The 21,373-nt window shown below is 71.9% G+C and carries 23 protein-coding genes and 2 pseudogenes; 11 read left to right on the forward strand and 14 right to left on the reverse strand.

The features are described from left to right. Nucleotides 1–58 precede the first annotated feature (58 nt). Genes cysD through ADK52_RS30755 form a run of 3 tightly spaced genes read left to right on the forward strand, consistent with a single transcriptional unit; the run spans nucleotide 59 to nucleotide 3,667 of the window. Nucleotides 59–1,015: a sulfate adenylyltransferase subunit CysD gene (gene cysD, locus ADK52_RS30745; protein ID WP_053693130.1), complete on the forward strand. Its 957-nt coding sequence runs from the start codon at nucleotides 59–61 to the stop codon at nucleotides 1,013–1,015. 2 nt (nucleotides 1,016–1,017) lie between these two features. Further along, nucleotides 1,018–2,310 carry a sulfate adenylyltransferase subunit 1 gene (locus tag ADK52_RS30750; protein WP_053693131.1) on the forward strand — a complete coding sequence of 431 codons (1,293 nt, stop codon included), beginning with the start codon at nucleotides 1,018–1,020 and terminating at the stop codon, nucleotides 2,308–2,310. Further along, nucleotides 2,303–3,667, forward strand: a complete 1,365-nt coding sequence (locus tag ADK52_RS30755) for an FAD/NAD(P)-binding protein (RefSeq protein ID WP_053693152.1) — start codon at nucleotides 2,303–2,305, stop codon at nucleotides 3,665–3,667. Before ADK52_RS30750 ends, ADK52_RS30755 begins: the two co-directional genes overlap by 8 nt. 14 nt (nucleotides 3,668–3,681) lie before the next feature. Here ADK52_RS30755 and ADK52_RS30760 read toward each other — a convergent pair whose 3' ends face one another. Further along, nucleotides 3,682–4,104, reverse strand: coding sequence for a VOC family protein (locus ADK52_RS30760; RefSeq protein ID WP_234344323.1), 423 nt, complete (start codon nucleotides 4,102–4,104; stop codon nucleotides 3,682–3,684). A gap of 147 nt (nucleotides 4,105–4,251) precedes the next feature. Here ADK52_RS30760 and ADK52_RS30765 point away from each other — a divergent pair, with 147 nt between their 5' ends. From ADK52_RS30765 to ADK52_RS44060, 3 genes and pseudogenes are all read left to right on the forward strand, one after another. Next, nucleotides 4,252–6,087, forward strand: coding sequence for a glycoside hydrolase family 15 protein (locus tag ADK52_RS30765; RefSeq protein WP_053693132.1), 1,836 nt, complete (start codon nucleotides 4,252–4,254; stop codon nucleotides 6,085–6,087). A gap of 201 nt (nucleotides 6,088–6,288) precedes the next feature. Further along, nucleotides 6,289–6,717 (forward strand): nitroreductase family deazaflavin-dependent oxidoreductase, encoded by a 429-nt coding sequence (locus ADK52_RS30770; RefSeq protein WP_053693133.1) that lies wholly within the window; start codon nucleotides 6,289–6,291, stop codon nucleotides 6,715–6,717. A 42-nt stretch (nucleotides 6,718–6,759) separates the two neighbouring features. Beyond that, nucleotides 6,760–6,921 (forward strand): annotated as a pseudogene (locus ADK52_RS44060) (alcohol dehydrogenase catalytic domain-containing protein); the annotation flags it as partial. A gap of 106 nt (nucleotides 6,922–7,027) precedes the next feature. On the opposite strand, the gene ADK52_RS30775 reads toward ADK52_RS44060, so the two are convergent. From ADK52_RS30775 to ADK52_RS44065, 4 genes and pseudogenes are all read right to left on the reverse strand, one after another. Next, complete coding sequence (locus ADK52_RS30775) at nucleotides 7,028–7,552, reverse strand: GNAT family N-acetyltransferase (RefSeq protein WP_053693134.1); 525 nt, start codon at nucleotides 7,550–7,552, stop codon at nucleotides 7,028–7,030. 20 nt (nucleotides 7,553–7,572) lie between these two features. Further along, nucleotides 7,573–8,874 (reverse strand): MFS transporter, encoded by a 1,302-nt coding sequence (locus tag ADK52_RS30780; RefSeq protein ID WP_078988729.1) that lies wholly within the window; start codon nucleotides 8,872–8,874, stop codon nucleotides 7,573–7,575. Beyond that, a complete protein-coding gene (locus tag ADK52_RS30785) occupies nucleotides 8,871–9,410 on the reverse strand; it encodes an ArsR/SmtB family transcription factor (RefSeq protein WP_053693135.1) in 540 nt (179 codons plus the stop codon). Before ADK52_RS30785 ends, ADK52_RS30780 begins: the two co-directional genes overlap by 4 nt. Nucleotides 9,411–9,562: 152 nt before the next feature. After that, nucleotides 9,563–9,707 (reverse strand): annotated as a pseudogene (locus tag ADK52_RS44065) (response regulator); the annotation flags it as partial. Between the two features lie 310 nt (nucleotides 9,708–10,017). On the opposite strand from ADK52_RS44065, the gene ADK52_RS30790 reads away from it, so the two are divergent. Next, on the forward strand, nucleotides 10,018–10,473 hold the full coding sequence (locus ADK52_RS30790) for a hypothetical protein (RefSeq protein WP_053693136.1): 456 nt from the start codon (nucleotides 10,018–10,020) through the stop codon (nucleotides 10,471–10,473). A 532-nt stretch (nucleotides 10,474–11,005) separates the two neighbouring features. Here ADK52_RS30790 and ADK52_RS30795 read toward each other — a convergent pair. After that, complete coding sequence (locus tag ADK52_RS30795; protein WP_053693137.1) at nucleotides 11,006–11,938, reverse strand: tyrosine-protein phosphatase; 933 nt, start codon at nucleotides 11,936–11,938, stop codon at nucleotides 11,006–11,008. 119 nt (nucleotides 11,939–12,057) lie between these two features. Here ADK52_RS30795 and ADK52_RS30800 point away from each other — a divergent pair, with 119 nt between their 5' ends. Further along, nucleotides 12,058–12,720, forward strand: a complete 663-nt coding sequence (locus ADK52_RS30800; RefSeq protein ID WP_053693138.1) for a hypothetical protein — start codon at nucleotides 12,058–12,060, stop codon at nucleotides 12,718–12,720. On the opposite strand, the gene ADK52_RS30805 is transcribed toward ADK52_RS30800, so the two are convergent. Further along, complete coding sequence (locus ADK52_RS30805) at nucleotides 12,713–12,919, reverse strand: hypothetical protein (RefSeq protein ID WP_053693139.1); 207 nt, start codon at nucleotides 12,917–12,919, stop codon at nucleotides 12,713–12,715. The genes ADK52_RS30800 and ADK52_RS30805 overlap by 8 nt on opposite strands. Before the next feature lie 317 nt (nucleotides 12,920–13,236). Here ADK52_RS30805 and ADK52_RS30810 point away from each other — a divergent pair, with 317 nt between their 5' ends. From ADK52_RS30810 to ADK52_RS30820, 3 genes are all read left to right on the forward strand, one after another. After that, nucleotides 13,237–15,099 carry a hypothetical protein gene (locus tag ADK52_RS30810; RefSeq protein WP_053693140.1) on the forward strand — a complete coding sequence of 621 codons (1,863 nt, stop codon included), beginning with the start codon at nucleotides 13,237–13,239 and terminating at the stop codon, nucleotides 15,097–15,099. Nucleotides 15,100–15,356: 257 nt separating this feature from the next. Next, nucleotides 15,357–15,584, forward strand: coding sequence for a hypothetical protein (locus tag ADK52_RS30815; protein ID WP_053693141.1), 228 nt, complete (start codon nucleotides 15,357–15,359; stop codon nucleotides 15,582–15,584). A 408-nt stretch (nucleotides 15,585–15,992) separates the two neighbouring features. Beyond that, the gene (locus ADK52_RS30820) at nucleotides 15,993–16,598 is read left to right on the forward strand and encodes a hypothetical protein (RefSeq protein WP_063783977.1); all 606 of its coding nucleotides are present in this window, start codon (nucleotides 15,993–15,995) and stop codon (nucleotides 16,596–16,598) included. A 12-nt stretch (nucleotides 16,599–16,610) separates the two neighbouring features. Here ADK52_RS30820 and ADK52_RS30825 read toward each other — a convergent pair whose 3' ends face one another. The 7 genes from ADK52_RS30825 to ADK52_RS43150 form a co-directional block, all read right to left on the reverse strand. After that, a complete protein-coding gene (locus tag ADK52_RS30825) occupies nucleotides 16,611–18,551 on the reverse strand; it encodes an ATP-binding cassette domain-containing protein (RefSeq protein WP_107090217.1) in 1,941 nt (646 codons plus the stop codon). Further along, nucleotides 18,530–20,341, reverse strand: a complete 1,812-nt coding sequence (locus ADK52_RS30830) for an ABC transporter ATP-binding protein (RefSeq protein WP_053693143.1) — start codon at nucleotides 20,339–20,341, stop codon at nucleotides 18,530–18,532. Before ADK52_RS30830 ends, ADK52_RS30825 begins: the two co-directional genes overlap by 22 nt. Beyond that, a complete protein-coding gene (locus tag ADK52_RS43130; protein WP_199828572.1) occupies nucleotides 20,334–20,450 on the reverse strand; it encodes an ALQxL family class IV lanthipeptide in 117 nt (38 codons plus the stop codon). Before ADK52_RS43130 ends, ADK52_RS30830 begins: the two co-directional genes overlap by 8 nt. Before the next feature lie 176 nt (nucleotides 20,451–20,626). Further along, on the reverse strand, nucleotides 20,627–20,743 hold the full coding sequence (locus tag ADK52_RS43135) for an ALQxL family class IV lanthipeptide (protein ID WP_199828573.1): 117 nt from the start codon (nucleotides 20,741–20,743) through the stop codon (nucleotides 20,627–20,629). Nucleotides 20,744–20,808: 65 nt separating this feature from the next. Beyond that, nucleotides 20,809–20,922, reverse strand: a complete 114-nt coding sequence (locus tag ADK52_RS43140) for an ALQxL family class IV lanthipeptide (RefSeq protein WP_199828574.1) — start codon at nucleotides 20,920–20,922, stop codon at nucleotides 20,809–20,811. 64 nt (nucleotides 20,923–20,986) lie between these two features. Beyond that, entirely contained in the window at nucleotides 20,987–21,103 is a 117-nt protein-coding gene (locus tag ADK52_RS43145; protein WP_199828575.1) for an ALQxL family class IV lanthipeptide, read from the reverse strand. Nucleotides 21,104–21,176: 73 nt separating this feature from the next. Continuing rightward, a complete protein-coding gene (locus ADK52_RS43150; protein ID WP_189999297.1) occupies nucleotides 21,177–21,290 on the reverse strand; it encodes an ALQxL family class IV lanthipeptide in 114 nt (37 codons plus the stop codon). Between the last annotated feature and the right edge of the window lie 83 nt (nucleotides 21,291–21,373).

Consider the following 21,373-nt stretch of genomic DNA (forward strand, 5'->3'; position numbering starts at 1 on the left):
GGCCCGCCGCACGCCGCGCGTGCGCGACCGTACCCGACCCGACCGAGAGGAGCCCCGCGTGAGCACCGCGACCGACAGCCCGGTCCGCGCCGACGGGCCCGGCCACGGCGCGCAGCGCCCGTACGCACTGGCCCACCTGGAGGCCCTGGAAGCCGAGTCGGTGCACATCTTCCGCGAGGTGGCGGGCGAGTTCGAGCGCCCGGTGATCCTGTTCTCCGGCGGCAAGGACTCCATCGTCATGCTGCACCTGGCGCTGAAGGCCTTCGCGCCCGCGCCGGTGCCGTTCTCGCTGCTGCACGTCGACACCGGCCACAACTTCCCCGAGGTGATCGCCTACCGCGACCGCGTCGCGGCCGAGCACCGCCTGCGCCTGCGCGTCGCCCGCGTCCAGGACTTCATCGACGACGGCCGCCTGCGCGAACGCCCCGACGGCACCCGCAACCCGCTCCAGACCGTCCCGCTGCTGGACGCCATCCAGACCGGCCGCTTCGACGCCGTGTTCGGCGGCGGCCGCCGCGACGAGGAGAAGGCCCGCGCCAAGGAGCGCGTCTTCTCCCCGCGCGACGAGTTCGGCGCCTGGGACCCGCGCCGCCAGCGCCCCGAGCTGTGGCAGCTCTACAACGGCCGCCACGCCCCCGGCGAGCACGTGCGCGTCTTCCCGCTCTCCGACTGGACCGAGCTGGACGTCTGGCAGTACATCGCCCGCGAGGAAATCGAACTGCCCCGGATCTACTACGCCCACGAGCGTGAGGTCTTCGCCCGCGGCGGCATGTGGCTGACCGCGGGCGAGTGGGGCGGCCCCAAGGCTTCCGAGCCGGTCGAGCGGCGCCTGATCCGCTACCGCACGGTCGGCGACATGTCCTGTACCGGGGCCGTCGACTCCGACGCGGCCACCGTCACCGACGTCATCGCCGAGATCGCCGCCTCCCGGCTCACCGAGCGGGGCGCCACCCGGGCCGATGACAAGATGTCCGAGGCCGCGATGGAAGACCGCAAGCGAGAAGGGTATTTCTAGCCGTGACGCGCACCTCACTGCTGCGGTTCGCCACCGCCGGATCCGTGGACGACGGCAAGTCCACCCTGGTAGGACGCCTCCTCCACGACTCCAAATCCGTCCTCGCCGACCAGCTCGAAGCCGTCGAAGCCGTGTCCGCCCGGCGCGGCCGGGACACCCCCGACCTCGCCCTCCTCACCGACGGCCTGCGCGCCGAACGCGAACAGGGCATCACCATCGACGTCGCCCACCGCTACTTCGCCACCCCACGACGCCGCTTCATCCTCGCCGACACCCCCGGACACGCGCAGTACACCCGCAACATGGTCACCGGCGCCTCCACCGCCGAACTCGCCGTCGTCCTCGTCGACGCCCGCAACGGCGTCGTCGAGCAGACCCGCCGGCACACCGCCCTCACCGCCCTGCTCCGCGTCCCCCACCTCGTCCTCGCCGTGAACAAGATGGACCTCGTCGACTACGACGAAGAGGTCTTCGCCCGGATCGCCGGGGAGTTCACCGCCTACGCCGCTTCGCTCGGCGTCACGGACGCGGACGCGGTCGCGATCCCGATCTCCGCGCTCTGCGGGGACAACGTGGTCGAACCCTCCGCCCGCACGGACTGGTACGGCGGCCCGACGCTGCTGGAGCACCTGGAGACGGTGCCCGTCGGCGGCGACCCGAGCCGGGAGCCGGTCCGCTTCCCGGTCCAGTACGTGATCCGGCCGCAGACGGCCGAGCACCCCGACTACCGGGGCTACGCGGGCCGGATCGCCTCCGGCGTGCTGCGCGTGGGCGACCGGGTGACCGTACTGCCGTCACGCCGCACCACCACCGTGGCCGGTATCGACGCGCTCGGCCGGGAGACGGATACCGCCTGGGCCCCCCAGTCGGTCACCGTCCGCCTCGCCGGGGACACCGACGTCTCGCGCGGCGACCTGATCGCGGCGGGCCCCGTGCCGGAGCCGGTCAGGGAGGTCGCCGCGACCGTCTGCCACCTCCACGAACGCCCGCTGCGCAGCGGGGACAAGGTGCTCCTCAAGCACACCACCCGCACCGTGCGCGCGCGGGTCGAGGAGATCTCGTACCGGATCGACGTCAACACCCTCGAACAGCGCCCCGCCCCCGACGGGCTGAACGTCAACGACATCGGCCACGTGGTGCTGCGCACCGCCGAGCCCCTCGCGATCGACGCGTACGCCGACCACCGCGGCACCGGCTCGCTCCTGCTGATCGACCCGGCCGATGGCACCACCCTCACCGCCGCGATGGCCGGCGGGGAACGCTCCCCCTTCCGAGGTGACCGAGCCGATGCCTGAGACGTCCCTCCGCGTCGCCGTGATCGGCGCAGGAGCCTCCGGCACCCTGACCGCCGCCCAACTGCTCCGCCGGGCCGCCGCGCTCCGGCTCGCCCTGGACGTGCGGCTGATCGACCCGGCCGCCACCACCGGCCGGGGCGTGGCCTACGCGACCGGTTCCGTACACCACCTGCTCAACGTCCCCGCCGCCCGGATGAGCGCGTACCCCGACGTGCCGGGGGACTTCACCGACTGGCTGGACCGCCGCGCACCCGGCGTCCACAGCGGCGCCGACCACGTACCCCGGGCGCTCTACGGGGAGTACCTCGCCTCGGTACTGGCCGACGCGGCGGCCGAGCCCGGCCCGGGGCGGCTGCACCGGATCCACGAGCGGGTCGTGGGCGTGCGCCGGACCGGCGGCGGCGTGACCCTCACCCTCGGATCAGGCGAGCCACTGCGCGCGGACGCGGCCGTCCTCGCCCTGGGCAACTTTCCCCCCGGCGAGACCTGGGTCCCGCCCGCCCTGCGCCACTCCCCCCGCTACCTGTCCGACCCCTGGGCGCCGGGCGCCCTCGCCGCCCTGCCGCGCGAAGGAACCGTCCTCCTCGTAGGCACCGGGCTGACCACGGTCGACGTCGCCCTCACCCTCAGTCGCGCGGGCCGCACCGTACGGGCGGTCTCCCGGCACGGCCTGCTGCCCCGGCCGCACGCCGAGGCGGCGCTGCCCACGGCCCCGCCGCTGACCCTCGACCCGGGCGCGGGCCTCCACCAGGTCCGCCGGGCCCTGCTGAGCCACGTCTCGGCCTGCCGCCGCACGTACGGGGACTGGCGCGTCGGGATCGACAGCCTGCGCCCGGTCACCGCCGAGATCTGGCAGCGGCTCCCCGTCACCGACCGGGCCCGTTTCCTGCGCCAGGACCAGAGCCTGTGGAACGTCCACCGGCACCGCGTCCCACCGGCCAGCGCCCGGGCCCTGCGGGAGGAGATGGACGCGGGCCGGATCCGGGTCACCCCGGGGGAGGTCGCCGACGCGGTGCCGGTCGCGGACTCCGTCACGGTCCGCTTCCGCGACGGCCGCACCCTGCGCGTCGGCGCCGTCGTCAACTGCACCGGGCCCCAGGAGGACGTCCGTCGCCTCGACGACCCCCTCGTCACCGGCCTCCTCACCTCAGGGCTGGCCGCCCCCGACCCCACCGGGCTCGGCTTCCGCGTCGCCCCCTGCGGTCGGCTCCACCCCCGTGCCGAGAACTCGCCGGCGGCCCCCCTCTGGACCCTGGGCTCCCTCCGCCGCGGCGCCCTCCTGGAAACCACCGCCATCCCCGAGATCCGCACCCAGGCCCACGACGTCGCCACGACCGTCCTCACCACCCTCGCCTGAGCTTCCGGCCCGGACTACGCCCTGCCCGAGGCGACGAGTTCGATTTCGAACCCGTCGCGGGATTCGAGGTACGCGGCGTGCTGGTGGTCGCCGCCGGCGTGGGGGTGACGGTCCTCGAACATCAGGCTCCAGCCGCTCTCACGGGCCTTCGCGGTGAGGCGGTCGACCCGGTCCGCGTCTTCGACGTGGAACGCGAGGTGGTTCAGACCGGGCGCGCGCCGGTCGTGCCGGGCCGCGGTGAGGGCGGGGGACTGCTCGAAGACGAGGTAGGTGGGCCCGAGCTTCCAGCTGCGGCCGTGCTCCCAGCTCTGGTGGAGGACGTAGCCGAGGTCTTCGAGGAGCCAGGACCAGTCCGCGATCGCGCGGCCCAGGTCGGGGACCCAGATCTCGACGTGGTGGAGCGTCCCGGGGACGGGCGCGTCCAGGTCATCAGTCACGGAGAGTGCACTCCTCGGCGAGGGTCGGGGCGGCAGCCTACAGCGGATCGTTCGCGGACCCGGGCGACGGGGGCGGCCGGACGCCTGCCCCGCCTCGACCACCGGTTTAGCATGAAAAGGAAGCCTTCATCCCCAGGGGAGGCCGGTATGGCGTTCGACACGACGGGGTTCGAACAGGAGGACGGCTGCCGATACGTCCCGATCTCCCAGCACGGCCTGATCGGCGATCTCCGTACGGCCGCCCTGGTCGGCACGAACGGCACCATCGACTGGTACTGCTGCCCGCGCTTCGACGCGCCCAGCGTTTTCGGGTCGATCCTCGACGCCGACCGGGGCGGGTCGTTCGAGTTGGCCGCCGAGGTCCCGACCCGCACCAGACAGTTCTACTTCCCCGACACGAACGTGCTGATCACACGGTTCTCCGCCGCGGACGGGGTGGCGGAGATCCAGGATTTCATGCCCGTCGTCGACGAGTCGCGCGAGGCGGCCCGGCACCGGCTGATCCGGCGGGTCATCTGCGTCCGCGGCACGCTCCCCTTCAAGGCACGGATCGCCCCACGCTTCGGCTACGGCGCCGAGGCGCACACCACGCACCTCGAAGGCCACACGGCCGTGTTCCGCTCCCCGTCACTGACGCTCGCGCTGACCGCCACCGCGCCCCTGGAAACCGACGGCCTGGACGTGTGGTCGCACTTCAAGCTCCTTGAGGGCGAGTCCAACGTGTTCGCCCTCGACCGGATCGGCGACGAGGTCCCGCCCCGCTCGTGCCCGCGCGCCGAGGCGCAGGAGCAAGCCGAGGCGACCGTCCGGTTCTGGCGCCACTGGCTGGCCGGTTCGCGCTACCACGGGCGGTGGCGGGAGATGGTGAACCGCTCCGCGCTGTTGCTGAAGCTGCTCACGTACGCGCCGACCGGCGCGATCGTCGCCGCCCCGACCACCAGCCTGCCCGAGCAGATCGGCGGCGAGCGCAACTGGGACTACCGCTACGTCTGGGTCCGCGACGCCGCCTTCTGCGTCTACGCCATGCTGCGCCTGGGGTTCACCTCGGAGGCCGAGGCGTTCATGGGCTTCCTCTCCGAGCGGGGCATCCTGCGGAGCACGGGGGAGAGCGGTCCGCTGCAGATCATGTACGGCATCGACGGGCGCGTCGAGCTGCCCGAATACGAGCTCCCGCACCTGGAGGGATACCTCGGCTCCGCACCGGTCCGGGTGGGCAACGCCGCCACCGGCCAGCTCCAGCTGGACATCTACGGTGCGCTGATCGACTCGGTCTACCTCTACGACAAGTGGGGGCAGCCGATCAGCAGCGACCGCTGGGACGAGGTCGGTGCCGTGGTGGACTGGCTGTGCGAGCACTGGGACCAGCCCGACGAGGGGGTGTGGGAGACCAGGGCGGGCCGGCGGAACTTCGTGTACTCGCGGCTGATGTGCTGGGTGGCGCTGGAGCGCGCGATGCGCATGGCGAACCACCGCGGTCTGCCCGCGGACCTGCCCCGCTGGCGGGAGTCCCGCGACGCGATCTACCGGCAGATCATGCGGCGCGGCTGGTCGGCCGAGCGCGGGGCGTTCGTCCAGGGGCTGGACGACCACGTGCTGGACGCTTCGCTGCTGATGATGCCGATGGCCAAGTTCATCTCGCCCACCGACCCCAAGTGGCTCTCCACCCTGGACGCCCTCACCACGGACCTGGTCTCCGACTCGCTGGTCTACCGCTACGACCCGACGGCCAGCCCGGACGGCCTGCACGGCCCCGAGGGCACCTTCTCGATCTGCTCCTTCTGGTACGTGGAGGCGCTGGCCCGCGCGGGCCGGCTGGAGGAGGCCAGGCTCGCCTTCGAGAAGATGCTCACCTACGCCAACCACCTCGGCCTGTTCGCGGAGGAGATCGGCCCGACCGGAGAACAGCTGGGCAACTTCCCCCAGGCCTTCACCCACCTCTCGCTCATCAGCGCCGCCTTCAACCTCGACCGCGCACTGGGCTGACGCGGCGTCACCGCCGGGCTCTGTTCACCCGTTTGCGGCGAATCGTTGATCCGGTGATGCCTCCCCGCCCGCCTGGTGGAAGGGATCACGGTGGGCCGCCGCCCGGCAGCACGAGGCAGAGCCGGCTCTGTCCCCACGGCTCTGTCCCCACGGCTCTTCTTCCCGGCGCATCACCCGGATCGCGAACGACAGGAGTTCGACATGAGCGAAGCACTCGACCGGAACGCGAAGGTGATCGCGGAGTTCCGAGCGAACGAGGGCAGGGTCGGCGGGATCTTCGAGGGCGCTCCGCTGGTCCTCGTCCACCACCGCGGCCGCAAGAGCGGGCAGGAGTTCGTCAGCCCGATGATGTACCTCCCGCACGACACCGCGCCGGACACCGTCTACGTCTTCGCGAGCAAGGGCGGAGCACCCACCGACCCGGATTGGTACCGCAACCTGATCGCCGCCGGTGAGGGCACGGTCGAACGCGGCACCGAGACCTACCGGGTGACCGTCCGCGAACTGACCGGCGACGAGCACGACCGCGTCTACGCAGAGCAGGCGCGGCGCTACCCCGGCTTTGCCGAGTACGCACGCCAGACCGCCGGAATCCGCATCATTCCCGTGCTCGAACTCCGGCAGGCGTAGCCCACACCCCGGTCAGCTCCGGCGAGTCGAAGGAGAGAGACCATGCCCAAGGCGGTCAGGTACGACGGGGAGGGGCAGGTCCTCGTACGGGTGAAAGCGGCCGGCATCAACCCCAGTGAGGCGGTCATCCGCACGGGGGCGTCGGCGGACCTGTTCCCGTCGACGTTCCCGTCCGGGCAGGGCAGCGACCTCGCCGGGGTCATCGGACGGGGGATCGCGGCCGGGCCGGGCGCCAAGGTGCTCGCCCGGCTCGCCGGCCTGATCGCCGACGGACACCGAAGGCCTCCTGCCTTCGGGCCGTCTCGCCACCTCAGAACAGATAACCCAACATGTCAACGACGCCTGATTCCCAACGCTTCCCGGAAAGCATTTTGACCATCAGCGCATCCAGGGGTTTTTCGGCAATGCCAAACGTTTCATGCTCGTGAAGCATGAGCCATCTCCCGTCATTTTGAACGCACTCGTACCCGTTCGCCAAGTAGATGCGCGGATCGTCCGCGAAGAGGACGATCGCATCGGCGCCGGAAGATCTGGCAGCGGACTCGACCTCCGAGAGCAGCCGGCTCGCACAGCCCTGTGAGCGCGCCGACGCGGTGACGCAAAGGTCGATGATGCCGAAGATCCGGAGCGGGGTGCCACCGTTCGTTATCATCCGATGCTCGATGCCCATGTGCCCGAGCAGCCTGCCATCCCCCCAGGCCAGGTACCTGAATTGCGGAAGTTGCTTGAAATAGCTGCGTTCGGGATATCCCGCGAAGGATTCTTCGAGAAGTGCATGAATCCGTTCGTGCACCTGCGAATCGATCTGGTGTTCTGCTCTCACTTCAATGCGCACTGATTCTCCAAAGATGGTTCTCAACTTCCCGGGCCTCCACGCTCTTGGGCGGGTTCCTTGGATGCCGGGTGATCTGGACCGCCGGGTCGAAGCGGCGCGGCGGCGCGCAGTGCCGCTTCGACCCGGCGGTTGCTGGTCATGGATGCCGTGACGGTCGTCATCGCCAGAAGGAGGACGGCGGCGGCGTAGAGCGGGGTGCGGATGTCGTACGTGGTCGCCAGCCAGCCGCCGAGGAAGGCCCCGATGGGGGCGGCGCACATGGCCAGCATGCGGGAGGTGGAGGCGACCCGGCCCATGAGGTGGGCCGGGACGATCGTCTGCCGGAGGGAGGGCCCGAGCACCATCGTGGCGCCCATGCCGGCCCCGCAGACGGCGAGCGCCAGCCCGGCCACGTACGGGTTCGGAGCAGCGGCCAGGCCCAGGATGGCGAGCCCTTCGACGGCGGCCGTGCAGGTCAGTGCGGTGCCGGTGCCGAGCCGTCGGCTGAGGTGGGAGGCGATGCCCGCACCGAGCAGGCCGCCGGTGGCCTCCGCCGTGAGGAGCAGGCCGAAGCCGTAGGTGTCGATGCCGAGGCGGTCGTGCGCGAAGAGGGCGAGGACGGTCTCCACGGCGAGGAAGGCGACGTTCCCGACCGCCGGGCGGAGCGCGAGCCCGAGCAGCAGCCGGTCCCGGAAGACGTACGAGGCCCCGGCCCGCGCCTGTCGGAGCAGCGACTCGCGGACCTCCGGCACGGGCCGGGGCATGGCGGGCAGCGTGCGTACGAGCAGTGCGGAGAGCGCGAACGACACCGCGTCGGCGAGCAGCGGAACCGCCCGCCCGAGCGCGAGCAGCGCACTGCCCGCAGGCGGCCCCGCGAAGCCGGACATGGCGGTCTGGGCTCCGCGCAAGCGAGAGTTGGCCCGCTCCAGGAGCGCGGGGTCGCGGCCGAGCAGATCCGGCAGATAGGCCGTGGCGGCCGTGTCGAAGAAGAGTCCGCCGAGGCCGAGCAGGAAGGCGACCGCCGCGAGCAGCGGAATGCTCAGCACGTCGAGCGCGGCCGCTGCCGCCGGCGCCGCGAGCAGCACCGCACGCGCCGCGTCCGTGACCCACATCGTGCGCCGGCGGTCCCAGCGGTCCACCAGCGCACCGCCGAGCACCCCGAAGAGCAGCCACGGCAGCGTCCCGGCGGCCGTGACGACGGCGAGCGCCATCGGATCCCGCGTCAACGTCAACGCGATCAGCGGCAGCGCGGCGTGCGACACCCCGTCACCGAGCGAGGACACCGTCTGCGCGGTCCACAGCCGTCCGAACCCGGTCGGCAACTTCCTGTCGTCCGAGGTCACTTGGAGCCCCCCTCGGCCTGCCCGCGCGGTGCCGGGTGGAACAGCGCGAAGACGAGTGACGCGTCCGGCAGCGACGGATCGGACAGCTCCCGGTACTCGTCCGCCAGTGCCTGCAGCCGCGCCCCCAGCTGCGCGAACTGCTCCTCGGTGAGCCGCAGGTGCGCCATCCGTACGTGCCGCTCGCCATCCACCGGCGACGCCTCCAGGTCCGCCACCGCATGGCGCATCAGCACATCCGGCCCTCCCTCGCCCGGATCCGGCAGCTCGATCGACCGCGCGGCCATCGCGTAGTACCGCTCGGTGACGCCCCGCACCTTCCGCGTCCGCACCACCTTCACCAGGCCGGCCCGCTCCAGCAGCCGCACGTGGTAGCTGGAACTCCCCTTGGCGAGGCCCACCCGCTCGGCGATCTGCGTGATCGTCGCCGGCTCGAAGCGGAGCACGGCCATGATCCGGTGGCGCGTGAGGTTGGAGACGGCGCGCAGTTGCTCGTCGGTGGTGACGTGAAACGTCTCGGGGACGTCATCGGTAGGCATGAGAGCAATGGTCAACGTTTCTTGACCATTGTGCAAGGGCTTTCGCGCAGACCTCCGGAATCCGCCGTCCGGCGCGGGACCTTCATCCGCCGGCGAACGTCACCGCGGGGGCGCCACCAGGCCGATCTCGTAGGCGAGGATGACGAGGTGGACCCGGTCGCTCCGGCACGGAGCCCTCCCTGGACGTACGCGTCGTCGTCGAACGTGGTGAGGACGAGGATCCGGGTCTTCGAATTCCGGATCCGCGTTGAGCCGGCGGGTGGCCTCGATGCCGTCCGTGCCGGGCATGCGGATGTCTGAGCCCGGCTCAGCGGGCGGCCTCCGCCGCGTCTTTGCCGAGCGTCAGGCCACTGAAGTCCACGTGGACGGCCGATTCTCGCGCCGGCACCCGCGAGCTCACTTCAAGACACGGGCCCACCCACGTTCAGCCATGTCGTAGGGGCCGTGGGGCTGGTCGATCTGCAGGGACAACCCGTCGCCCGGCGCGGGGAAGCGGACCGGGCCGAGGCCGCGTACCGCATGGCGGTCTTCTCGTCGAGCCCGAAGACCTCGGCGAGGTGAAGCGGGTCGGGGCTACGGTTGTGCGGTTCTGTGAGAGGGGCGAGGCGTGGCTGCGTTGTTGGGGCGGCAGGAGCTGGATGCGCGGGTGGAGTACCGGACGTTCGGGTTCCAGGAGTCGGACGACGGTGTCGTGCCGGTGCCGTTCCCGGACGGCTCCGGCTGGGGAGTGTTTCTCCAGGAGCACGTCCGCCGGTTCGACGTGTTCAGCGCCGGCCACACGCACACGGCCGCGGTGACGGCCCGCGTGTGGGACGGTCCGCCAGATCGCGAGGACGGCGAGTGGGAGGAACAGGGGGAGATCGACTACGAGTCGGTTTCGGGTGATGTGGCGGTGTGGGGGAGCGGCCGCTCCGAGGAGCTCATCCGCCTTGGCCGCGGCGGAATGTGGCGGGTCCGTGTTCGCTGCGCGGGTAGAGCGGAGGTGGAGCGTGTGACGCGGGATGAGGGCACGGCGTACGGGGTGGAGCGGTACGTGATCGATTTCTGGCCGAAGGCCGGATGAAGAGCGGCCCCCGCTCGTCGATGACGGAGCGTTCATGGGTGGAGGCGACTCCGCGCGACTGGGCGGACGGTCCGTGGCGCTCGCCCAGTCCCCGTTCCGGGCCCGGACGGGCACCTGCCGGCCTTCAGAAGTACAGCGATGGGTCCTCGGGGGAGAGGTGATCGGGGAGCACGCCGTCCATGCACCCGCCCACGAGGGCCCTGAGGCAGCCGCGGTGGGTGGCGCCGAGGTCCTTGGGGAGATGGCTGCCGCACCACCGGCTGGCGTTCTCCTGGTCCGCGGCTACGGCTCCGGACGCGGCGCCGTCGGGGTTCCGGGCGGCGTCACCGGCGGGTATCCGGGCGGTGTCCTGGTTGGCGCGGCCGAAGGCGTGGCCGGCCTGGTAGGCGTCCCAGGCATGCTCGTCACAGCCACAGCCACAGCCACAGCCACAGCCACAGCCACAGCCACAGCCACCGCGACCGTGGCCGCCACCGCCTGAACACGACTGCGGCCCACACCCCTGAACCCGGGTGAGGGCCGCAGCCGATGCTCAGGCGACGAGCCGGGAGCGGAGGCGGGCCAGGGTGGGGGCGTCCAGCCCGAGCCCGTCCGTCAGGAACTTCCCGAAGCTGCCGTAGTTCGCGACGGCCTGGTCCCGGAACGCGGCAAGGTAGTCGCCGCGGACCTCCTGCAACGGGATCAGCAGGTCGGGGTTCTGCATGTACCCGGCAGCCCCCACCTGGTCGCGCAGCGCCTTGTCCGTCGCGGCCCGCAGCGAGTTCGACAGCAGGTAGTCCTGTTCGGAAGTCGAGGACGGCACGCCGACCGCGCGCAGGACCGTGTCGGCGAGCACACCGGTGCGGTCCTTGCCCGCCGAGCAGTGGAAGGAGACGGGCCCGGTGGCGTTGGCGATGTCCTTGATGGCGGCGCCGAGCTGGGCCCGGTTGGCGGAATTGGTGACGAAGCCCTCGTACAGGGCCACCATCCGCTCCTCGGCCTTGCCGTTGCCGAGCTGGGCCTGCTGGTAGACCGGGTCACCGGAGCGCACCACACCGCCGATGAAGGCGAACAGCGAGGTGTCGTCCACGGGCCGGGCCACGGAGACCACCCCGGCGGGCAGCTTGTCGGTTCCGTCCGCGCCGATCTCCGCCGCCGTACGCAGGTCGATGACCTTGGAGAGGTTCAGGGAGCCGACGGCGGCGGTACCTGACGGGGTCAGCTTGGACAGGGTCTCCGTGCGGTAGACGGTGGCCCACTTGGTCTTCTTGCCGTCGTAGGTGGCGTACCCGCCGATATCGCGGGCGTTGACGAGGCCTGGTATCGAGAGGACCCGCTGGCCCGTGGCGGTGAGCTGCGACTGCCGGGTGTGCGGCGCCGGGGCCGGGGCCGACGCCGGGGCCGGCGCGGCCACGGCGGGGGCGATCAGGCCTGCGAGGGTCAGGGTGAGGGCGGCGGCGGTGGCGACGCGGGTCGTGAGTTTCATGGGGGTTGTGTCCCTTCCTCGGGGAGGCGGGACGTTAGCGCGGAGATCGCCAGACCGGAAGAGCTGACTATCCGTCAAATTTGCTGTGACGTACCGTCCGGCCTGGCAGTATCGCGGGAATGCCGAAGCCTCAGCTGCTGACCGCCCAGCACGTTCCCTCCGTCGAAGCGGCCCTGGGCTCCGAGGGGACCGTCTTCCGCACCTTCGCCGATCAGGACTCGGGCTGCGTCTCCTACGGCATCGAGATCGACGGCAGCGGCCGCTTCTTCGTGAAGACCGCCGCCACGGCCGACACCGTAGCCTCGCTGCGCCAAGCGCTGGCCGTGCACCAGGTCGCCGCCCATCCTCGGCTCATCCCCATCGTGCACGGCTTCACCACGGACGACGGGCTCGCTCTCGTCTACCCGTGGGCCGACGGAGAGGTTCTGTACCACCCGACCCGCAGTCGGCACGGCGGCCGCGCCCACCCCGACAGCGCGATGGCGCGCTTCCGCCGACTACCCCTGGAGAAGGTCCACGAGGCCCTCGCCGTGATCCTCGACGTCCACATCGTCGTCGCCGACGCGGATCTCGTCGCCGTCGACTTCTACGACGGCTGCATGCTGTACGACTTCTCGTCCGGCACCATGCGGCAGTGCGACAGTTGGCCGCAGGGAACCGGGCTGGGCCGTGCCGCAACCTTGAGAACCGGCCGGTTCGGACGGTGCAGTGCACGGGTCAGACGTGTCCCCTCGGGTGTGCACCCTCCGAGGGAACACGCTGTGCCTCGTGCCCCTATGTGAGGGCGGGCAGGAGGATGCCGACCAGGGCGAGGCCGAGGGTCAGCGCGCAGAAGAAGACGAACGCACCCCGGTCGAAGGCGGCAGTCACTGGTGCGCCGCCCAACCGGGCGGTGCTGTAGCCGAGGACGCCGATGACCGCGCACAGCACGACGAGCACCGTGAGGGCGAGGAAGAGCAGCAGGAGGTCGTGCGTGCTCACGCGGCGCCTCCCTGGGAACGGCTCAGGCGGGCCGGGCCGTTCGTGTGGGGCTGCTGCCCGTTGCCGGCGGGCGGCTTTCGGTCGAGCATGGTTTCCCTCTCTTGTGAGGACCGGGGCCCGCCGGGGCGTAGGTGTAGGAGCCTTCCCGGCGGGCCTTGTGGGTGCTTCCAGTTCTACGGCGCCGAAAAATGTCCGCCAAGCCGGAAAATGCTTTGACCTGCACTTTCGTGACTTTGTCGAATGTCATCACGCGAGCGGTCGGCAGCGGCGAGGATTGTCCGGAGCCACAGAGGTGCTCGAGGGCAGGAGGACATTCGATGACTTTGACTCCGAAGCGCCGGCCGGGGCCGAAGCTGGTCGAGGACCCGGCCCTGCTGAAATACGGGTCACCAGAGGTCAGCGAACTCATCGCGCGGATCCACCAGATCGTCAACAAGTCCGGGGGCACCCTGACCGAGGCGGCCAAGGGTGGGGGCATGGAGAAGCAGGACCTGCACCGTCAGCTGCGCAAGGCGCGACCTGACTGGCATGTGGTTGAGCTGGTCGTGGCGTACTGCATCAAGAAGACGGGCGGTCAGGACCGGCACGGCTGGCGCGATGAGGTCCGCGGGCTCTGGGAGAAGTCGCAGAGGACCGCGCCCGGCGCGAGCGCGGCCGCGGCGCTGGCCGCCCCGGATCCGGGGCCCTCGGCCGGTCCTGGGTTCCTGGTTCCGCTGCTGGGACTCGTCCTGGAAGGCCGGTACGAACTGGTGGCGGACCGCCTGGCCGATGCCGACCTGGTCGACGCATCAGGCGTGGGGGAGATACTGAAGGAGATCGGGAGCCGCAGCCCGGGCGCGGCGGCCGCCGTGATCCAGGAGGCAGCCGCACAGGGGCGCCGGGACGTGGCCGATACCTGGATGGAAGCCCTGGAAGGCTGTGCGGAGGATGTCGCCGCCGCTGTGCGGCGTCATCTGCCGCCCGATGTGCCGGAGGACGTGGACTCGTCCGAGCCAGCCGTACCTGCGGTGAGCGTTGAGGACCTGGACCCGATGGTCTTCGATGGCAAGCGCCTGGCACTGCTGGTTCGCCGCGGTGACGTGGCCCGAGCTGTCACGGACATCCTCATTCGGGCTACGCCCGATCCGGAGGATGACAGTGCACGGACCAACTTCCTCAGTCGGATGGGCCTCGGGCATGACGGCGTACGCATTTCCGACGCTGTCCGCGGGGTCCTGGCCCTGCGTCAGGGCGACGCGGAGGACCCGCGCACGCTGGCGGCCGTCCTTGGGTCGCTTGTCCTGCGGGGCCACACAGACCTCGCCGCCGCCGTCGTTCATCGGCTCGGCGCGGACGACGCAGTGTTGGCCACAGACGTCCTGCACGCCGTGCCCCGCTCCCAGACACTCGCTGTCTTGCGTGCCTCGACCACCGCGAGCGGGATGACCATCGGATTCGGGGCCACCGGGGTGCTGCTGGCGCGGTCGCCGGCGCCGGTCGCCGCCGAGTTCCTACTCGCTGCCGCGCGGGACAGCCAGGGTGCGAAAGAGCCGACCGACCTGCTGATGGGACTGCCGCACCGCACCGCGGTCCTCCAGTGCATGGCAGCGGGCGACCACCAGCAGACCGCCCGCGTCCTCAACGCCGTGGCCGTGGACTGGAGCCTGATCGGTGACGACACCCCGGAACGTCTGATCACCGCGTCGTTCCTGCACGTTGCCCGCGCCGACAGCACTGTCGCTGCCCGGGTCCTGCTCCAGTTCCTGCGCTTCAACACCCGCAGCGCAGCCGACCTGCTGTACCTGATGGAGACCGCATCCGCCCATGGTGATGCCACAAAGGTGACGGCCCGGGCCCTTGCGGGCACACTCGATCTCGCTCCTCCAGTGGCCGCCACACTGATCGCCCGCATGGCAAGGCGGGAGGACTTCCCCGTCCGCCTCCTGGAGCAAATCACCGTGGACAACCTGACCCACGGAACCCTGCTCGCCACCCACATGCTGGCCCAGGACCTTGCGTACTTCCGTTCTCAGATCCCACCCATGATCCGCCGGCAGGCCACCACACTCGCCGCGGAGCTCCTGCAGCAACTCGCAGTCCAGGAACCCGAGGCCCCCTGGACCCTGATCCGCCAGGCTCTCACGGCAGGGGCCACCCAAGCGGCCCTCGCCAACGCCGACGCCTACATCGCAGCCTGGTGAACACTGCTACAGATCCGGTCTGAGCCCAATTCGCCCGACCCGCTGGAACCGCTGCCGCCCCAGATGCTCGCGGACGGGGCCGGTGTTCGCTGCATCGAACAGGACGAACTCGACGCCCGCCACGCCAAGCGGAGTCTTCCTCTGCCGCGGTGCGGTGCTGGGCCGGTGCTCCGCGCAAGCGACTGCATCCTTTGGACTACGGTGGTTTCAGCCCTGTGGAGGACGTTCTTGCGGCAACGCCGCGAGAGGGTTGATCCGTGCGAACAACCATCGGATACACCGTCGAAAGCATCGGCTACGTCGTAGGAGCCCAGGGGCTGGTCAGCTTCGCTTCGCAGACCTTCTTCGGCACGGAGTGGGGCTGGCTGCACAAGATCGTCGACCTTCCGTCCGCCGCTTACCTCGGCGTCGTCGCCGTGGGGCTGGCGCTCATCGTCGGCGGGGTGAAGACGCGGAAGGCGCCCGGGCGCCAGGAAGTCGCCTGACCGGCGGGCCTTCCAGCCCGCGCCTCCCCCCTTCTGTGCGTAGCGGTCGAAGCCTCGGATCCACACCTCGGCGCCTCGCCGCATTTGCCTGGTGTTTTGGCTACTTGCCGTGAGGTGGCGGGGGCTTCGCGCTGCCGCGGCCGCAGAAACAACCGGGTCCCAAGAACTCCCCGGATCACGCGGGGCCGGCCATGCCCCCACGGGGCCAGGACCGCATCGCACGACGGACGGGTCGGCGCCGGCCGACCCGCAGCTGCCGTTCCACCAACAGGACGCCCACGATCAGCACCGACAGCCTCCTCAGCTTTCGGCGGGCACGCTCCCGAGTTGAGCCAGGCACGGCGAGGCGGTCGTCGTTGCCGGGGCCCGGCACTGACGTGGAACGGTTCGTGTGCCACGCTGCGGAGCATGGGGTGGACATTCAAGGTGCACGGCGGTATCGCGACCGCGCTGGGCACCATGCTGTTGGTGCTGGCCGCGCTCACCTGGCTTCCTGGCACGTTGCCCATGAGCGGGTCGAGGTGGCTCTTGGCGGTGATCGTCGTGCTGCTCTTTCCGATCTTCATATCGGCGCTGGTGCGTATGTTCTTGGCGCGCGCGGACCGGCACTCGGCGTGGCTGGCCTTCCGGTGTCTTCCCGGCAAGGCGCAGACGGGACTTGCGGCATTGGCCCTGTCGGGCATCGTGATGACGGTCCTCAGCGCAGCTGGCGAGCAGAACTTGCAGGCCGCCGAGGCGAAGGACGGCCGGTACTTCGCCTACGACACGACGCCGAATGCGCGCGGCACCGTCGAGATCACCCGGAGCCAGTACCAAGCTGTCCTGGAGGCCGATCAGCGCGGCATGTTCGCCATCCCGGGCTTGCTCTTCATCGGCGCCGCATATGCCGTCCTGACAGCCGGGGAGCTGCGCCGAGCGGATCGTGGCTCCATGGCGTCGCGACCCGTTCGGGTGCCCGCGGTCACGGCTGCCGGCTCCCGCAGGAGGAGGCCGGCAGCGCGGCGGCGACAGTAGTGCCGGCTCGGCTCACCCGCGCCCTGCCGCCTCCTGCTCACGGGCGTTGAGGTCGGCTGCCGTCGTGCCCGCCCAGTGGCCGACGAGCTCCGCGTAGTGAGGGCTGCGTACGAGCAGTTCGGCATGGGTGCCCAAAGCCGTCCGCCCGCCGTCGAGGAGCAGGACCCGGCGGGCCCGGGTGGCCGAGACGAGCCGGTGGGCGATGACGATGAGGGTGCCGGGGCGCTCGGTGAAGGCGGCCTCCGCGCGTTCCTCGGCGACCGGGTCCAGGTGGCAGGTCGCCTCGTCGAGGACCACCACTGGGGCGGCGCACGCGTGGACCCGGGCCAGGGCGAACAACTGCCGTTCGCCGCTGGAGAGTTCGGCGGCCGGAGAGCGCAGTCGGGCGTCGAGCCCGCCGAGCCGGTCGATCACCCCGGCGAGCCCGACCGCCGCGGCGGAGCGCTCCAGTCGGGCCGGTCCGGCATCGGGAGCCAGATAGGCCAGGTTGGCGGCGACCGTGCCCGGGAAAACGTACGCCTCCTGCGGGACGAGGGCGAACAGCCGACACCGCAGTGCCTCCTCGAGGTCCGTCACCGGGCGGCCGTCGAGGCTCACCGTGCCGGCGGTCGGGGGGATGATCCCGGCGAGCAGCGCCGCGAGGGTGGACTTCCCGATGCCGCTCGGGCCGACGATGGCGAGGTGGTCGCCGAACGGGATCTCCAGGCTGAGCCGACGCAGTACGGGCTCGGCGTGCGGACCGTAGGCGAAGTCGAGCTCCCGCACCGAGATGTCGGGGGCCGCCCCGCGCCACCGGGGCGCCGGCAGTGCCGGGAGTGCCGGCAACACCTTCGAGCCCCCGGAGGACCGGGAAGACCGGGAAGCCTGGTCCAACTGGTCCAACTGGTCCAACTGGTCCTGCCGGTCCTGCCGGTCCTGCCGGGCCGGAGAGTCCGGCACCGTCGCCGCCTCGGCCAGCCGGTGGAGCACCACGCCCAGCTGGCTCCAGTACCCGGACACCGCGCCGGCCAGCATCTGTAGCGCCGGCAGGAGGTGGGCCGCCACGTAGGTGGCCGCGCCGACCACCGCGCCGGGGCTGACCGATCCGTGCTCCACCAGGCCGGGACCGGCCAGCAGGAGCAGCAGCAGCGGCAGTTGGCCGCCGAGCAGGACCACGGGGACCCGCAGCGCGGCCGCCAGTCCGACGGCGAGCTGTGCCCTGGCGGCCCCGGCCACCTCCTGCTCCACGATCGAGGCGGCGTGCGGTTCGGCCGCCAGCGCCGTGATGTCGCGGGCCGCGCCGAGCGCCGCCCCGGCGTGGCCCGCGACCTTCTCCTCGGCGAGGACGAGCAGTCGGCGGCGCGCCGTCAGTCGGCGCATCGACCAGAAGAACACGGTCAACGCCGGTACCAGTGGCGCCAGTACGAGAGCGGCGAGCAGCGGGTCGAGCGCGGCCAGCCCGATCACGGCGGCGAGCAGCGACACGCCCAGCGGCCGGGCGGTGCGCAGCAGCGTTCCGGTGAGGTTGCGGACGGTGTCCACCTGGCCGTTCAGCTGGGCGACGGCCGCAGATCCACCGCCGCGCCCGCCCTGCCCGCCATGCCCGCCGCGCCCGTCGGCGGTGGCCCGCTCCAGCACACCGCGCACCACGCGGCGCACCAAGGTGTCCCGCAGGTTCTCGACCACATCGGCCAAGGGAGTGAACAGGGCGCGCTCGGCGGCGGCCCGGGCGAAGAACAGCCCGGCCAGCAGGGCGATCCAGGACAGGCCGACGCCCGGCCTGCCGGCCAGGAACCCGTGGTCGAGGGCGGCCGCGGTCACCCAGCCGGAGGCCAGGGCGGGTGCGGCTTCCAGGACCGACCAGCCGGCGATGCGCCGCAGCGGTCCTCCGCTGCCGCGCAGCCCGTCGGCGAGCAGCCGTGCTGCGGGGGCGCTGAGTCCGAGGCCGATCCTCAACGGTGTTCGACGCGGCACCGCTCCTCCTCCTTCTCATCCTTCTTCTTCGTGGGATCCGGGCCGGCGAGGGACCCGATCGCGCCGGCCGGCCCGAACACCGCCCGGTACTCGGGATCCGCCCAGAGCACGTGGTGCGGGCCGTAGGCGCGGATCCGGCCGCTGTCCAGCCATGCGACGAGGTCGCAGCGGGCGGCGGTGGCGGCGCGGTGGGCCACCACGAGCCTGGTACGGCCGGCCAGCAGCTCGGTGACGGAGCGGCTGACCTCGGCTTCGGTCACGGTGTCCAGGCCCGAGGTCGCGTCGTCCAGGACGTGCACCAGTGCCGGACGCAGCAACGCCCGTGCCAGGCCCAGCCGTTGGCGTTCGCCACCGGACATCGGGGCCTCGTCCAGCGGGGTGTCGTAGCCGGCCGGGAGCCGTCGGACGAACCGGTCGGCCCGCGCGGCGCGGGCGGCCCGGACCACGTCCTCGCGGTCGGCTCCGGGGCGGCCGAAGGAGATCGCCTCGTGGACCGTCCGCCCGTACAGCTCGGGCCGTTCGAAGGCGTGCACGACCAGGGTGCGCAGCCGGTCCAGGGGCAGCTCGCGCACCGGGACGCCGCCGATGGAGATCTCGCCCTCGTCGGGGTCGGTGAGCCGGCCGGGCAGGCCGGCCAGCACGCTCTTGCCCGCGCCGGTACGGCCGACCAGGGCGACGGCGGCGCCGGCGGGCAGGTCCAGGTCCAGCCGGTCCAGTACGGGCTCACCGGCGTGGCGGACGGTGACGCCCCGCAGGAGCACCGCGCCGTCCGCGGGCACCGTGTTCCCCGTGCCCCCGGCGGGCGGCTCGTGCCGGAACACCTCGCCGAGCCGGCGGGCACCGGCCCGGGCCTGGGCGATGCCGAGCAGGACGTCGATCTGGTCGACCATGCCGGAGGCCAGGGCCAGGTATCCGGAGACGGCCAGCAGGCCCGCCGGGCTGAGCCGGCCGTCCGCCACCGCGAGGCCCGCCACCGCGAGGACCAGCACGTCGGTCAAGGGCAGCAGGAGCCCCAGGCGCCACACGACGTCCCGCTCGGTGCGCCACATCGCGCGTCCGGCGGCGGAGAGTTCGGGCAGCGGTTCGAGGACGCGGTCGGTCTCGGCGGCGAGGGTGCCAGCGGCCCGGATGGTGCGGACGCCGGCGAGCGCGGCCACCAGCCCGTCGGCGATCCGGGACTGGGCCCCGAGGTAGTTCTCCTGGGCCCGGCCCGCCTCCTTCATGAAGCGCTGGGCGATCAGCACCGTCAACGGCATGGCCAGGGTGAAGGTCAGCCCGGCCTGCCAGTTCGTCCACCAGAGGGCGGCCAGGGCCGCCACCGACCCCAGGAGCGAGATCGCGCTCTCGGCGGCCCAGGCGGGCAGGCCCGCGGCCATCGGCGCCGACCGCACGACCTGCGTGACCGCGTCGCCGACGGCGTGCGGCGACCGGGGCCCCAGCGCCAGGAGATGGCGGACCGTCAGCATGCGCAGCCGGTGGGTTCCGGTGGCGTTCGCGGACGAGGCCAGCGGTCCCGCGGCCGCCTCGCAGAGCGCGCCGGCCACCAGCACGGCCGCCAGGAGGGCGGCCGGGCCGCGGACGTCGGTGCGGTCGAGCACGGCGCCGACCGCGGTGGCGAGGAGGGCCGGCAGGGCGACGCCGACCGATATCCGGGCGGTCAGGAGGACGCCCAGGACGGCCAGTCGCAGCCGTACGGGGGCCAGCGCGGCACGGACCGGCCCCCTGGCCGCGGGCGTGCGCTCCCCGGGCCCGGCGGTCGGTGTGGCGGCGCCGGTGCCGTCCTCAGGCACCGGAGTCGGCCGTGACCGGGCACGAGATGCGGCAGGTCTGGGCGCAGCGCTCGTGGGCCGACGGTTCCGGCATGGGCAGGAGCTGCAGGGCGTCGGGGTCGATCTCCATGGTGCTCGTCCTTTCGAAGAGTTGACGCCCACCGGGCTGCCCCGGCGTGCGGGGCAGCCCGGTGGTGGGACTGCGGCGGGGGAGGCCCGGCCGGGCCGGCGTGCCGCACTCGGCGGCCGCGGCGGTCGTGACCGCCGATCCGGCTCCCGGCTCCGGCCGGGGCTCCCCTCCGGCTGCTACCGGCCTGTGACGGTGCAGGTGTTCGGGCAGGAGACCTGGCAGGAGTAGCCGCAGACGCCGGCCTGCTCCTCTTCGGCGGGCAGCTGCTGCAGGGTGTCGAGGTCGAGTTCCATGATGGTGTTCCTCTCCGGAGTTCGTTACGGTCGGCAGGTCGCCGGCCGCGGGTTCGTGCGGGACCTCAGCCGGTGGCGGCGCAGGTGACGTCGCAGCTGACCCGGCAGGAGATGCGGCAGATGGTCGTCTGCTCCTCCTCGGCGGGCAGCTGCTGCAGGGCGTCCAGGTCGAGCTCCATGACGGTGTTCCTCCCTGTGGGCGGGTGCGGTCGGCAGATGTGCCGGCCGGCGGGGTGGGCGGGACTACGCGCCGGTGGCGGCGCAGGTGTACTGGCAGCTGACCTTGCAGGAGAGGCGGCAGATGGTCGTCTGCTCCTCCTCAGAGGGGAGCTGCTGCAGGGCGTCCAGGTCGAGCTCCATGGGTGATCACCTCCTTTCGGTGCTCAGCGGGGCACGGCGGTGCCGCGGGGAGGTCCGGCTCACCGGACCGCGGTCACGACCCGTCGGGCTGGGTGTACGGGCAGGTCACCTTGCAGGTGTAGCTGCAGATACCGGCCTGCTGCTCCTCGGTGGGCAGTTGCTGCAGGGCGTCGAGGTCGAGCTCCATGGGTGATCACCTCCCTTCGGATGTCGGCGGAGCGCGGCGGTGCCCCGGGGTCGGGGCGTCGCGGCGACGGGGTGGGAGGTCCG

Source organism: Streptomyces sp. WM6372 (assembly GCF_001279655.1).
Taxonomy (GTDB): domain Bacteria; phylum Actinomycetota; class Actinomycetes; order Streptomycetales; family Streptomycetaceae; genus Streptomyces.